The organism is Brevundimonas vitisensis, from assembly GCF_016656965.1.
Classification (GTDB): Bacteria; Pseudomonadota; Alphaproteobacteria; order Caulobacterales; family Caulobacteraceae; genus Brevundimonas; species Brevundimonas vitisensis.
This window is the reverse complement of record NZ_CP067977.1, coordinates 2,728,243-2,741,296: the sequence shown is the minus strand read 5'-3', so window position 1 is coordinate 2,741,296 and position 13,054 is coordinate 2,728,243. Positions and strand designations below refer to the sequence as shown.

15 protein-coding genes and 1 tRNA gene are annotated in these 13,054 nt (G+C 67.6%); 9 read left to right on the top strand and 7 right to left on the bottom strand.

Annotated features, from left to right (window positions below; genetic code table 11):
• From glmU to JIP62_RS13820, 5 genes are all read left to right on the top strand, one after another.
• Positions 1-1,356: a bifunctional UDP-N-acetylglucosamine diphosphorylase/glucosamine-1-phosphate N-acetyltransferase GlmU gene (gene glmU / locus JIP62_RS13840; RefSeq protein ID WP_201102726.1), complete on the top strand. Its 1,356-nt coding sequence runs from the start codon at positions 1-3 to the stop codon at positions 1,354-1,356.
• Complete coding sequence (gene rpiA, locus JIP62_RS13835) at positions 1,353-2,042, top strand: ribose-5-phosphate isomerase RpiA (RefSeq protein ID WP_201102725.1); 690 nt, start codon at positions 1,353-1,355, stop codon at positions 2,040-2,042. The genes glmU and rpiA overlap by 4 nt, the downstream gene beginning before the upstream one ends.
• Positions 2,043-2,273: 231 nt before the next feature.
• The gene (gor, locus tag JIP62_RS13830) at positions 2,274-3,659 is read left to right on the top strand and encodes a glutathione-disulfide reductase (protein ID WP_201102724.1); all 1,386 of its coding nucleotides are present in this window, start codon (positions 2,274-2,276) and stop codon (positions 3,657-3,659) included.
• Between the two features lie 65 nt (positions 3,660-3,724).
• Positions 3,725-4,261, top strand: a complete 537-nt coding sequence (gene lspA, locus JIP62_RS13825; RefSeq protein ID WP_201102723.1) for a signal peptidase II — start codon at positions 3,725-3,727, stop codon at positions 4,259-4,261.
• A gap of 60 nt (positions 4,262-4,321) precedes the next feature.
• Complete coding sequence (locus JIP62_RS13820) at positions 4,322-4,891, top strand: DUF3035 domain-containing protein (protein ID WP_201102722.1); 570 nt, start codon at positions 4,322-4,324, stop codon at positions 4,889-4,891.
• 21 nt (positions 4,892-4,912) lie between these two features.
• Here JIP62_RS13820 and JIP62_RS13815 read toward each other — a convergent pair.
• Positions 4,913-4,997: transfer RNA gene (locus tag JIP62_RS13815), tRNA-Leu, on the bottom strand.
• 97 nt (positions 4,998-5,094) lie between these two features.
• Here JIP62_RS13815 and JIP62_RS13810 point away from each other — a divergent pair.
• Entirely contained in the window at positions 5,095-5,490 is a 396-nt protein-coding gene (locus tag JIP62_RS13810) for an energy transducer TonB (protein WP_201102721.1), read from the top strand.
• A gap of 11 nt (positions 5,491-5,501) precedes the next feature.
• On the opposite strand, the gene JIP62_RS13805 is transcribed toward JIP62_RS13810, so the two are convergent.
• The 6 genes from JIP62_RS13805 to JIP62_RS13780 form a co-directional block, all read right to left on the bottom strand.
• The gene (locus JIP62_RS13805; protein ID WP_230974769.1) at positions 5,502-6,902 is read right to left on the bottom strand and encodes a M28 family peptidase; all 1,401 of its coding nucleotides are present in this window, start codon (positions 6,900-6,902) and stop codon (positions 5,502-5,504) included.
• 89 nt (positions 6,903-6,991) lie between these two features.
• Positions 6,992-7,231 carry a DUF3297 family protein gene (locus JIP62_RS13800; protein ID WP_201102720.1) on the bottom strand — a complete coding sequence of 80 codons (240 nt, stop codon included), beginning with the start codon at positions 7,229-7,231 and terminating at the stop codon, positions 6,992-6,994.
• Between the two features lie 81 nt (positions 7,232-7,312).
• Positions 7,313-8,224: a MotE family protein gene (locus JIP62_RS13795; RefSeq protein WP_201102719.1), complete on the bottom strand. Its 912-nt coding sequence runs from the start codon at positions 8,222-8,224 to the stop codon at positions 7,313-7,315.
• A 37-nt stretch (positions 8,225-8,261) separates the two neighbouring features.
• The gene (locus JIP62_RS13790) at positions 8,262-8,870 is read right to left on the bottom strand and encodes a DUF6468 domain-containing protein (RefSeq protein WP_201102718.1); all 609 of its coding nucleotides are present in this window, start codon (positions 8,868-8,870) and stop codon (positions 8,262-8,264) included.
• Positions 8,870-9,931, bottom strand: coding sequence for a flagellar motor switch protein FliM (fliM, locus tag JIP62_RS13785; RefSeq protein WP_201102717.1), 1,062 nt, complete (start codon positions 9,929-9,931; stop codon positions 8,870-8,872). The genes JIP62_RS13790 and fliM overlap by 1 nt, the downstream gene beginning before the upstream one ends.
• Positions 9,931-10,569 carry a flagellar basal body-associated FliL family protein gene (locus JIP62_RS13780; protein ID WP_201104784.1) on the bottom strand — a complete coding sequence of 213 codons (639 nt, stop codon included), beginning with the start codon at positions 10,567-10,569 and terminating at the stop codon, positions 9,931-9,933. Before JIP62_RS13780 ends, fliM begins: the two co-directional genes overlap by 1 nt.
• A 182-nt stretch (positions 10,570-10,751) precedes the next feature.
• On the opposite strand from JIP62_RS13780, the gene flgF reads away from it, so the two are divergent.
• Genes flgF through flgA form a run of 3 tightly spaced genes read left to right on the top strand, consistent with a single transcriptional unit; the run spans position 10,752 to position 13,050 of the window.
• Positions 10,752-11,489 carry a flagellar basal-body rod protein FlgF gene (flgF, locus tag JIP62_RS13775; protein ID WP_201102716.1) on the top strand — a complete coding sequence of 246 codons (738 nt, stop codon included), beginning with the start codon at positions 10,752-10,754 and terminating at the stop codon, positions 11,487-11,489.
• Positions 11,490-11,503: 14 nt separating this feature from the next.
• Entirely contained in the window at positions 11,504-12,292 is a 789-nt protein-coding gene (gene flgG / locus JIP62_RS13770) for a flagellar basal-body rod protein FlgG (protein ID WP_201102715.1), read from the top strand.
• The gene (gene flgA, locus JIP62_RS13765) at positions 12,292-13,050 is read left to right on the top strand and encodes a flagellar basal body P-ring formation chaperone FlgA (protein WP_201102714.1); all 759 of its coding nucleotides are present in this window, start codon (positions 12,292-12,294) and stop codon (positions 13,048-13,050) included. The genes flgG and flgA overlap by 1 nt, the downstream gene beginning before the upstream one ends.
• Positions 13,051-13,054 lie beyond the last annotated feature (4 nt).

Sequence of the window (13,054 nt, the reverse complement as noted above, 5' to 3'; positions counted from 1 at the left end):
ATGACCAGCCATAGCGCCCCCCGCGCCGCCATCATCCTTGCCGCCGGACAGGGCACGCGGATGAAGTCGCCCCTGCCCAAGGTTCTGCATCCGGTCGGGCGCCGTGCCATGCTGGACCACGCCATCGACGCGGCCCAGGCGCTGGGCTGCGACCCCATCATCGTCGTGGTGGGCGAGCATTCGCCGCAGGTTCGCGCCCATGTCGTGGCCCGGCTGGGTGAAGCGGCCATCGCCGTTCAGGACCCGCCCCAGGGCACCGGCCACGCCGTCCGCTGCGCGCAAGCGGCCCTGGCCGGGTTCGAAGGTCAGGTCGTGGTCACCTATGGCGACGTTCCGCTGCTGAAGGCTGCAGACATCGAGCCGGTCTTCGCCTCGGCCGACGGCGTCACCGTGATCGGCTTCGAGGCCCGGGACCCCGGTGCCTATGGCCGACTGGTCATGGAGGGCGACACCCTGGCCGCCATCACCGAGGCCAAGGAGGCCAGCCCCGAGGTCCTGGCCCTGACCGCCTGCAACTCTGGCGTCATGGCCGCCCCCGCCGCCCTGCTGTTCGACCTGCTGGGCGAGGTGCGCAACGACAATGCAAAGGGGGAATATTACCTGACTGACGTCGTCGCCCTGGCGCGTCAGCGCGGGGCCCCTACCCGCGCCGTCTTCGCCGCCGAAGACTCGGTCATGGGCGTCAATGCCCAGGCCGAACTGGCACAGGCCGAGGCCCTGTTCCAGTCGGTGCAGCGCGACGCCTTCCTGGCCGCCGGCGTCACCATGAGCGCCCCGGACACCGTCCATTTCGCCTGGGACACCCAGGTCGGTCCCGGCACGGTGATCGAGCCCTATGTCGTCTTTGGCCCCGGCGCGGTGATCGCGGCCAACGCCCGCATCCGCTCCTTCAGCCATATCGAGGGGGCCACCGTCGCCTCCGGCGCCGAGGTCGGCCCCTATGCCCGGCTGCGCCCCGGCGCGGCCCTTGGCGAAGACGTCAAGGTCGGCAATTTCGTCGAGGTGAAGAACGTCGCCATGGCGAAGGGGTCAAAGGCCAACCACCTGGCCTATCTGGGCGACGGCACGGTCGGGGCGGCGGCCAACATCGGCGCGGGCACCATCTTCTGCAACTACGACGGCGTGTTCAAACACCGCACGACGGTCGAGGACGGGGCCTTTGTCGGTTCCAACAGCGCCCTGGTCGCGCCGGTCACGATCGGGGCCGGAGCCATGGTCGGGTCCGGCTCGGTCATCACCCGCGACGTCCCCCCAGGCGACCTCGCCCTGGCCCGCGCCCCCCAGACCACCAAGCCCGGCTGGGCCACCCGCTTCATGGCGACGATGCGGGCGAAGAAGGCGGAGAAGTCCCGATGAGCGCCGACGATCAGAAACGCCGTGCTGGCGAAGCCGCCGCCCTGCATGTCGAACCGGGCATGGTCGTGGGCCTGGGTACCGGCTCAACAGCGGCCTGGTTCGTCAAGGCGCTGGCGGCGCGGGACCTGGCTGGCCTGCGCTGCGTCCCCACGTCGGAGGCGACGGCCGACCTGGCCCGCGAGCTTGGCCTGACCCTGTCGACGCTGGAGGACACGCCTCGCATCGACCTGACCGTCGACGGAGCCGACGAGATCGGGCCGGGTCTGGCCCTGATCAAGGGTGGCGGCGCGGCCCTGTTGCGCGAGAAACTGGTGTGGGAGGCGTCCAGCCGCTGCATCGTCATCGCCGACGCGGCCAAGGTGGTGCCGGTGCTGGGGGCCTTCCCCCTGCCGATCGAGGTCGTCGCCTTCGGCCACAAGACCACCGGCAACCGCATCGCCGACGTCCTGATCGACCACGACATCAGCCAGCCCGCCCGCCTGCGTCAGGCCGAGCGCGGCGTGGTGCGCACCGACGGCGGCAATGTCATCTATGACGCCCGCTGCCTGGCCATCCACGACCCCGCCCGCCTGGCCGACGACCTGAAGCTGATTACCGGCGTGGTCGAACACGGCCTGTTTCTTGATCTGGCGGATGAGGCGATCGTCGGCACCGACGACAACGGTGTGGAGCGGTTGCTGCCTTAAGGCCCCTCCCCTTCCCCACGCAGGCGGGGCCCAGTCCCGCTACCGTGAGATGCCCGCCCAGAAAGGTCTTGAACGCCTGCTGATTTTCGATCTGGAATAGAAGTCTCGCGCGCGCCTGCTCTTGCCGCGAAGCGAAGCGGCCCCTACCTCGCGGGTCACCCCACGCAGCCGGCTGACCTCCGCAAGCGGACTCAGTGGACTCAGTGGACTGTGTTTTTCACCGGACCCGCCATGACCACCTACGACTACGACCTCTTCGTCATCGGTGCGGGCTCGGGCGGGGTGCGGGCGGCGCGGCTGACGGCGCTGGACGGCAAGCGCGTGGCCATCGCCGAGGAGCACCGCGTGGGCGGCACCTGCGTGATCCGCGGCTGCGTACCCAAGAAATTCATGGTCATGGCCTCCGAGGTCAGCCACGCCCTGCATATCGCCGAAGGCTATGGCTGGTCGTTCGACAACGCCCGCTTTGACTGGCCCACCTTCCTCCAGGCCAAGGACGTCGAGATTGCTCGCCTGTCCGGCATCTATGCCGCCAATCTGGGCAAGGCGGGGGTCGAGCTGATCCACGGCCGCGCCGTGCTTCGCGATGCCCACACCATCGAGATCCTGGGCAAGGATCAGACGATCACCGCCGAACGCATCCTGATCGCCACCGGCGGCCGTCCCTGGGTGCCCGACAACCTGCCCGGCATCGAACACGCCATTACCTCGGAAGAGGCCTTCCACCTGCCCGAACTGCCCAAGCGGATCCTGATCGCGGGCGGCGGCTACATCGCGGTGGAGTTCGCGGGCATCTTCGCCGGCCTAGGCGTCGAGACCACCCTGATCTATCGCGGGCCCAACATCCTGCGCGGTTTCGACGACGACGTGCGTGCCCATCTGGCCGGCGAGATCGAGAAGCGCGGCGTCAAGGTCATCCTGGGCTGCCAGCACGAGAAGCTGGAAAAGACCGAAACCGGCATCGTCAACCACCTGGAAAACGGCATGGCGATCGAGACCGACGTGGTCATGTTCGCCACTGGGCGTGTGCCGCACGTCAAGGATCTGGGCCTAGAAACCGCCGGAGTGGCGCTGAACGACAAGGGCGCGATCCAGGTCGATACTTATTCAAGGACGACCGCCGACAATATCTGGGCCATCGGCGACGTCACCGACCGGATCAACCTGACCCCCGTCGCCATCCGAGAGGCGGTCGCCTTCCACCAGACCGTGTATCGCGACACCCCCACCGCCTTCGACTATGAGGCTGTGGCCAGCGCGGTCTTCAGCCAGCCGCCCGTCGGCGTAGTCGGCCTGACCGAGGCCGAGGCCAGGCACACCTGCGCCAAGGGCGTCGACGTCTATCTGACCCGGTTCCGCCCGATGAAATACGCCTTCACCGGCTCGGACGAGCGGGTGTTGATGAAGCTGGTGGTCGATGCCGAGACCCAGCGCGTGGTCGGGGTCCACATCGTCGGCCCGGAAAGCCCCGAGATGATCCAGCTGGCCGCCATCGCGGTGAAGGCCGGACTGACCAAGGCCCAGTGGGATGCGACGTGCGCCGTCCACCCGACCATGGCCGAGGAACTGGTCACCTTGAAGGACAAGCAGACCCCCGCCAGCATGTCGGCGGGTTGACGGGAGCGGTCGGGGCGATTTTGCCTCTTCGCCCGCCCCTTCCGACCTGCTAACCCCCGCCCTGCATGAAACCTGTCGCCAACATCCCCCGCATCGCCTGGGCCGCCTATGGCTTTGCCCTGGCCATCATCGTGATCGATCAACTGACCAAGGCCTGGGTCCTGGCAGGCGTCGATGCCAGCGTCAGCCAGATTCCCGACGGCTATCTACTGCACGAGGTGGCCCCGCCCCTGTTCAACCTGACTTTCGTGCTGAACGACGGCGTCAGTTTCGGACTGTTCGGCGGTGGTTCGGCACGCTGGGTGCTCAGCGTCTTTTCCCTGATCGTGGCCGGCGTCCTGGCCGTGTGGGCGACCCGCACCGATCGCCGCCTGCTGATCAGCGCCATCGGCCTGGTCATGGGCGGGGCTCTGGGCAATGTCATCGACCGCATCCGGTTTGGTGGCGTGGTCGACTTCCTCGATTTTTCGGGAACGGGTCTGTTCCCGTGGATCTTCAACGTCGCCGACAGCGCCATCACCGTCGGCGTGGTGCTGCTCATCCTGGACAGCCTTCTCTCGGAACGAGCGGCTAAGGTTGGCGCAGCCGTCGAAAAGTCGTAATCACCCTTTCCCATCCGTGTGTGCCCACCCTGCCGCACGTTCTCGGAGCCGACCGATCCCATGCGAATTCGCAGCCTTGCCACCCTGTCCCTGCTGACCCTGTCCAGCGCGTCTCTGGCGGCCTGTGGCGGCGGCTTTGGCCAAAGCATCGGCCTCAGCAAGATCACGCCGGATGAGTTCCTGACCGTATCCACCGCCCCGCTGTCGCTGCCGCCGGAATACGGCCTGCGTCCGCCGGCCCCCGGCCAGCCCCGGCCCCAGGAACTGGCCCCCGAAAGCGCCGCCCGCCAGATTCTGCTGGGTCAGCGCCAAGCCGTCACGCGCACGCCGGGCGAACAGGCTCTGGTGGCTCAGGCCGGTGCCGAACGCGCCGATCCTCTGGCCCGCTATGTCATCGACGACGAATTCGGTGACCTGGCGCACAAGGATGAGAACTGGGCTGATCGGGTCATGTTCTGGCGGCGCGACGACAGCGCCAGCCAGGCGGCCACGACGACGCCGGGTGCACAGGGTGCCGTCACCATCGACGCCACCACCGAGGCCGAACGTCTGCGCGCCCTGACCGGTGCCGAGACGGCCATCGTCATCGCCCCGCGCCGCTCGGGCGGTATCAAGCTCCCGGGTCTCTGAAGCCCGCAGGCCTTCGGGCGGTGGTGCGAGCGGCGGGGATCGAACCCGCATGACCGAGGCCGAGGGATTTTAAGTCCCTTGCGTCTACCAGTTTCGCCACGCTCGCGGCTGCACCAGACCTAAAGCGGTGCGCCGCCGCGTGCTAGAGGCTGCGCTGAACCAGCAGCAATTTCAGGGGTTCAATCCGCTCAAGGAGACGCCCAATGCGACATATTGCGATGACCGTTGCCGCCTTGGCGGCCCTGACCGCCTGCACGACAAACCCGGCAATCCGGTCGGATGTAGTGGTTCCAAGCGGCTTTACCCAGGCCAATGGCGAGACGTTCCGATGGCTGGCCACCCCCGGCGGTCGCGATCTTCTGGACGTCTATCCGCCTGCCGCCATGCAACAGGAACTTGAGGGGTATGCCGTCCTGGACTGCGTCTTCCTGGACACCGGCCGCATAGGCGATTGCCAGATCATTCAGGAAAGCCCGGTTGGGTCCGGCTTTGGGGCGGCCGCCCTGCGCCTGGTGGACCGCTACCGCTATGATCCGGTGCTGCACGCCGACATGATCGGCGCGCGTGGCCGCCAGACGGTGCGCTTCGTGCTGGGCTAGGGCGGGCTGGGCTATTCGGCCGGTCGCATAGCCCGGAAATCCACCTCAGAATCGGCGATCAGCCAGATCAGCCCAGCCCAGGCCGCGACGTTCTGGGTCAGCTGATCCGGGTCGATCTTGTCCAGGGTATCGTTGGCTGTGTGGTGCAGATCAAAATACCGCGTCCCGTCCTGCGCCAGGGTGAATACCGGAACACCGGCCCGGGCCAGAGGGCCGATGTCGACGCCGCCGCTCAGTTCGGGCGTGTTGGAGGCCAGAACGCCGATCGGGTACAGCACCCGGGTGGCCGCCTGCTGGAACGCCGATCCTTGCGCACCGGGCGGCAGACGTAGCGCATACACCCGGTCCGCGCCGAAATCGCTTTCGCCCGCCACCACATGGTCGGCCACCGCCTCGCCCAGGTTGCGCACATAGACACCGCCGCCGTCGCCGGTCGCAGCCGTGGGCTGGGCCACCTCCTCTGATCCGTACAGGATGACGCGAAGGGTGCGCGCAGGTCGACGTCCGCCCGCCTGGATCGTCAGGGCCGCCGCAAGGGTGATGGCCCCGCCCGCCGCGTCGTCGACCGCGCCGGTACCCAGATCCCAGCTGTCCAGATGCGAGCCCAGCACGATGATCTCGTTCGGCCGCGTCCGACCCGGCAGATCGCCCATCACATTCTGCGACGTCGTCTCATAGGTCCGGGCGCTCGAAAACAGCCGCACCGTGACCGGTTCTCCCATGACGATCAGTCGGCTGAGCTGATCCGCATCCGGGGCCGACAACGCAAAGGATGGCAGGGTCGGTCGCCCCTCGACATAACGCGTGGTGCCGGTATGCGGCATTCGGTCTTCATCGGTCCCGGCCGAGCGCATGATGAAGGCCACAGCCCCCTTGGCCGCCGCCACGGCGGGGGCCCCGCCCCGCACGCGGGTCTGAGGACCATAGCCCGAGCCGTCCTGCATGGGACGCATCTGGCCCATGTCGATGAAGACGATCTTGCCGCGAACCGCCGTCTCTGGTGCCGCCTGAAGGGCCTCCAGCGACGTAAACCGCACGACCTGGGCCTCCACACCTTCTGCGGGGGTGGCTGGAGAGTGGCCAAGAGCCGCCACGACCAGCGGCTGCGGCCGGGGTCCTGTGATGGCTCCGCCCTGCTCGCCGCGCTCCCAGCCGATCAGCGGGAAGGTCTCGATGCGGACGTTCTGGAACCCGTTGGCCCGCATATAGTCCGCAGCCCAGGCGGCGGCGGCCTGCTCGGCCTCCGACCCCGCCGGACGCGGACCGAACCGGGTGGTAATGTCGGTGACGATGGCCAGGGCCTGGTTTCCGGCCATGGCCCGGTCACGCAGCGCCTCGGCATGGACGATCGTCGCCTCGTCCTGCGCCCAGGCCGGCGCTGACATCAGGAACGCCATGGCCAAGGCACTCACGGCAAGGCGGCTCGCCGACGGACGCAGCAGGGACAAGGCGATCACTCCGATAGATTGTCGATTCCGTTCGGCAGAACGGACAGAGCCGTTCAGCCCTGTTTGAAGTAGGGCTCCACCGTCCCCTGCAGCTTAACCGTCAGGGCCTTGCCGCGACGGTCCACCCGCTTGCCGACCGCCAGCCGAACCCAGCCTTCGGAGACGCAGTACTCCTCGACATTGGTCTTTTCCTCGCCCTTGAACCGCACGCCGATATCGCGGGCCAGCACCTCGGCATCGTGGAAGGGGCTGTCGGGATCGACCGACAGGCGGTCTGGCAGAGTATCGGTCATGAGCAGGGCACTTCGAGACGAAACAGAAGGAGGCGGTGATACCTGTCCGCGTCGCCCCTGCCAATGGTGGGCGGCGCTTGGCTACTGCACCGACTGGCGAGGCTGGCTGGATGCCGGCCGGGGGGCCGATGCCGGCGGGGTGGCCGAGGGGGCCGGGGTCTGTGCCGTGGGCGTGGCTGGACGGGGCGTCTGAGCGGCCGGGCGGGCGGCGGGGCGGGCTGCCGGACGGGCCGCAGGCCGAGCAGCGGGGCGGCTTGCCGCCGGCCGGTTCGCTGCGGGTGTCGCCGTCGCCGCGCCAGCAGCAGGGGTCGCCGCAGCCGTGCTGGTCGGTGCCGGTGCCGGTGCCGGGGCATCACCCCCGGCGACGGCGGCACGTGCTGCCAGGGCTTGCGCCTGATACCGGCTTGCCAGTTTCTCGGTCAGTTCGCGCGCGGCGGCCGGGGGCATCTGAGCCAGGATGGCGGCCAGGGCGCGGGGCCGCATGGCCGCCGCCACCGGCAGGCGCACCGAATCGTCCAGGGTCACAAAGACTGCCGCAGCCTCGCGGGGCCGCATCGCCGAATAGACGGACACCAGCCGGTCAATCTCGGCCTGCTCGCGTTCGTCGACCTGACCCAGAAGGGTTTCCACCTCGCCCTTTATCGCGGCGAGGGCTGCGATCTTGGCGTCCAGTTTTTGTTCGGCCGCGACCATGAGCGGCAGCATGGTTGCGAAATCGGCGTCACGTGCGTCCAGCTCACCGCGACGCGAGGACAGCGACTGGATGATCTGCAGTTCCGCAGGCGAGATCCCGGCCTGATCCGCCAACTGCTCGGGCGTCAGGGCACAGACCGCTGCGGCAGCGGGCGTCGCGGCGGCTTCGGCCGGGACCGCCTCCTCGGCCCAGGCCACCGCGCCCTGGAACAGACCCGGTGCCACACCGACAGCACGAACCAGGACCACCCCGCCGATGGCGATGGCGATCAGGGGCAGAAGGCGGGGCAGCTTGCTCATCGTCTCATCAGTCCAGTGTCAGCTTGAGGGCCGAACGTCAGGCCGCAAAAAGGTCGGCATCCAGATTGCGCCGCGCCCGGCTAAGGCTCTCTTGCGCAGCTTGGTTAGCAGCCCGCAGTTGAGGGAAGGCCGATTGCGACGCCGGCGCAGCGGCCACCGGTGCGGACGGCTTCAAATCGCCCTGGATCCGCGCCGCCAGGGCCGCCATCCGCAGGGCCCGCTCCGCGTCTTCATCCTCCCTCCCCGTCATGGGGAGAATCGGCTGACGCGAAGCGTCGGCCGGGGTGGAATACAAAGGTCCAGACTCCGTCTTACGGACTTCCCCACCCGGATCGCTGCGCGATCGTCCCTCCCCCTGATGGGAAGGAAGAGAGGGAGCGCGCGCGATCAGCATCTCCAGCTCCTGCTTGACGGCACGAGCCTTCAGGATGCGGTCGTGCAGCATGTCGGTCTCGCCGCTGGCCGCACGCAGCGATCCCAGCGCAGCCTCGGCCCGGCCGGCTGCAGCGTTCAGTTCATTGACCGCACCGGCGAAGGCCAGTTGCCCCTCGCGCAGGGTTCGCAAACGCCGGTCCAGCCGAATCCCATAGGCCAGGGCCGCGACCAGCAGCAGCATAAGCACGGCATCGAGCACCACACCCGTCATCAGCGTTTCCCCCGAGCGACGCGCGTGGCGGCGTCAATGTTGATCGGCTCTTCGACCCGCACAGCGATATGCTGGCCCCGTCGTCCCATCTTTCCTGTCGTCAGCGGGATCGCGCCTGCCCGGATGGACACATTTGAGTCCGGCGTCGCATTCAGCATCAGGGTGTCGCCGACCTTGAGGTTCAGCACCGTGGACAGCGGCGCCTGCTGCTCATCCAGGACGGCCCGGACCTCGGTATCGGTGGTCCAGAGCTCGGTGGCCAGGTGGCCTTCCCAGATGTTGTCGCGCCCGAACTTCTCGCCCATGAACTGCTGCAGCAGCATCTTGCGGATCGGCTCCAGCGTCGCATAGGGCAGCAGCAGCTCGATGCGCCCACCCCGGTCTTCCATATCGATCCGCAGCTTCACCAGGATGGCCGCGTTGGCCGGGCGCGCGATGGCGGCAAAGCGTGGATTGGTTTCCAGCCGGTCCAAGTTGAAATGGACAGGAGTCAGCGGCTCGAACGCCTGACGGGCGTCGTTCAGCACCACCTCGACCATCCGCTGGACCAGCACCCGCTCGATCGTGGTATAGGGCCGACCCTCGATCCGCAGCGCCGCCGTGCCGCGCCGTCCGCCCAGCAGCACATCAACGATCGAGTAGATCAGGTTGGAATCGACCGTGAGCAGGCCATAGTTGTCCAGCTCCTCAGCTCGAAACACCGCCAGGATCGCCGGCAGGGGGATCGAGTTCAGATAGTCGCCGAACCGGATCGAAGAGATGTTGTCCAGGCTCACCTCGACATTGTCCGAGGTGAAGTTGCGCAGGCTGGTCGTCATCAACCGCACCAGGCGGTCGAATACGATTTCCAGCATGGGCAGTCGCTCGTACGACACCAGCGCCGAGTTGATGATGGCGCGGATGCCACTGCGCTCCGACCCGTCGTCGTCCCCCAGGTCAAAGCCCAGCAGACTGTCGATCTCGTCCTGGTTCAGGACCCGCTCGGGCATGGCCGAGCCGCGATCCTCGCTCAGGGCGCCGAACGGATCGGCCTCACCATCGGCAAAGGCGGCATCGGTCATTACTGAACCAGCATTTCTTCGATCAGCACCGCATCCACCTTGCCGGGGGCTGCGATCAGATTGACCCGGCGCAGGATTTCGGCCCGCAGCTGGAAGGTGGAGGCGGACCCGGTCAGTTCTTCAGGCCGAAGCTCGCGCAGGAAGCCCTGGAACATGTCGCGCATGCGCGGCATCTCGGCCTGCAGGTGATGCGCGACATCGGCGTCGTGCGTTTCCAGCGTCAGCCGCAGCTTCAGGTGCGTCGGTCGCCCGTCCCCGGCCTGCAGGTTCACCACCATGTCCGGCAGGGTGTAGAAGGTGACGCCGTCGGGGCCCTCGCTGATCTTGCCCAGGGTGGGGTCTTCCTCCCCCTCCTTGGCCCCGTGACCGCCGCCGCCCTTTTTGTCTTCCTTGCCGTGGCCGCCGGCCTTTTCCTCGCCGTGCTCACCGTCTGCGCCTTCGGCTGCGGCGGACTTGGGCTGCATCAGGAAGAAGGCTGCCCCGCCTCCCCCGCCCAGAACAAGCAGGGCCGCCGGGATGACGATGAACAGCAGCGGCAGTTTTTTCTTCGCGGGCGCGGCCTCGCCTTCGGCGCCTTCGGCCACCACGGGAAGACCTGCTTCCCCGTCCTTCGATTTTTTCTTGCCCAGCTTCAGCATGGTCGCACGCCCCGGAATCGACAACATCCACAAGAGCCGGGTTTGGTTAACGCCGCGTTTAGAACCGGCAAATCCTGCCGGGTCCAAAGGGGGTTCGCCCCCCTGAAACCCCCGCCGCACGGGGATTAACCCTGTTGGCACGGTCGTTGCGAAGACGGGTTGGACCAAGGAGCCCGCCGACCGTGGAAAACGCCGCCTACATCGGACTGTCCCGCCAGATGACCCTGCGCCGCGAGCTGGACATCGTGGCGAACAACATCGCCAATGCCGACACGACCGGATTCAAGGTCGAGCAGCTGATGGTCGGCACGGAGGTCGGGGCGCGCGCTCGAAACGACAACGTGCGCCCCAGCGTCAGCTTCGTCATGGATACGGGGGTCGGTCGCGACTACGGCCAAGGCGCGCTGCAGCAAACGGGGCGCACCCTGGACTTTGCCATCGAGGGCGAAGGGGCGTTCTTCAGCCTTCAGGACGGTGCGGGCGAAGCCTATACGCGCGACGGGGCCTTCACCCTGGATCCTGAAGGCCGGCTGACGACCCAGGGCGGCCTGCCGGTGCTGGCCGATGGCGGCGAGATCATCCTCGACCCTGCCCTGGGCGCCGTCTCGGTCTCTCCGGACGGCTCGATCAGCCAGAACGGCCAACCCGTCGGCCGCCTCAGCGTCGTGCGCTTTGAGACCCTGTCCGTGCTCGAGAAGGGCGGCGACGGCCTCTACCGCAACACCTCCAACGCTCAGCCGATGGAGGCCACCGACGCCCGCGTGCGTCAGGGCATGCTGGAGGGGTCCAACGTCAATCCGATCCTGGAGATCACCAATCTGATCGAGATCTCCCGTGCCTATGAGCGGATCACCAAGCTGATCGAACAATCGACCGACCTGTCCAAGCGCGCCGTCGAGCGCCTCGGGCGGGTGAACTAAGGGAGCACAGACTCATGCGCGCACTTCGTACGGCCGCCTCCGGCATGGCTGCCCAGCAGCTGAACGTCGAGGTTATCTCGAACAACATCGCCAACATGAACACGGTCGGGTTCAAGCGGCAGCGGGCCGAGTTCCAGGACCTGCTGTACCAGAACGTCGAACGCATGGGGGCCCAGTCGTCCAGCCAGGGCACGGTGGTGCCGACCGGCATCCAGATCGGTGCGGGCGTCAAGGCAGGCAGCGTCTATCGCATTACCGAACAGGGCACCCCGACCCAGACCGGCAACCGGCTGGACCTGGCCGTCGACGGCAAGGGCTATTTCCAGATCACCCTGCCGTCCGGCGAGCTGGGATACACTCGCGCGGGCAATTTCTCGGTCAATGGCGAAGGGACCCTGGTCACCGAGGACGGCTATGCGATCGAGCCGGCCATCACCATCCCGCAGGACGCCGTCGACGTCTCCATCTCCAAGTCGGGTCAGGTTCAGGTGATCACCGACGGCGCGACCGAGCCGGCCGTGGTCGGACAGCTGGAAATCGCCACCTTCTTCAATGAGGCGGGCTTGGAAGCCATCGGCGACAACCTGTTGCTGGAAACCGCAGCGTCCGGCCCGGCCAGCGTTGCCGCCCCCGGCGAGCCCGGCTTCGGCCAGCTGCTGCAAGGCTATACCGAAGCGTCCAACGTCGACGCCGTGGCCGAGATCAGCGCCCTGATCATCGCCCAGCGTGCCTATGAAATGAACTCCAAGGTGATCAGCACCGCCGACGAAATGCTGTCGGTTTCGGCCCAGGTGAAAGGCTGATGCGCGCGCTTCTGCTGGCAGCCCTGGCCGCCTTTGCCACCCCGGTCCTGGCCGATCCGGTCACCTTGTTTGCGGCCCCGATGGACGACGACGGCCGGGTCACACTGGGCGAGTTGTTCGAAGGCGCGGGATCCGCATCGGGCGTGGTGGTCGCCACCCGCACCGGCCCGACCGTGGTGCTGGATGCCGGCCTGCTCCAGGCAGCGGCGCGCCAGTCCGGGCTCGTCTGGTCCAATCCGCAGGGCCTGCGCCGTGTCATCGTGCGTCAGGGCGTCAGTTCGGGCGGCGCGTCCGCTGCGTCGCCCGCGGCTGCTGCCCGACGCGGCCAGACGGTCGAGGTCCTGACCTACGCTCGCAGCCTGGCCGCCGGCGAGGTGGTCCAGCCCGAAGACGTCGTCTGGACTACGGTCCAGGCCCATCAGGCGGCAGGGGCCGGACCCCAGGATGCCGAGACAGTCATCGGCCTGTCTGCACGGCGGGCCCTGCGCGCCGGAACCCCTGTGGCCATCCGCGACCTGACCGCGCCCCAGGTGATCGCACGAAACGACATGGTGCAGGTGTCCTTCATCGCCGATGGCGTGACCCTGACCGTGACCGGCCGCGCCACTCGCGACGCCGCTGCCGGTGAGCCTCTTCCCGTCCTGAATCTTCAGTCGGGCCGCACCATCGACGCGGTCGCGGTCGGTCCGGGCGAAGCCGTCACCGGCCCTGGTGCCGCCGCCGCCCGAGCCAACCCCAGTCTTTTCGCATCACGCTAGGATC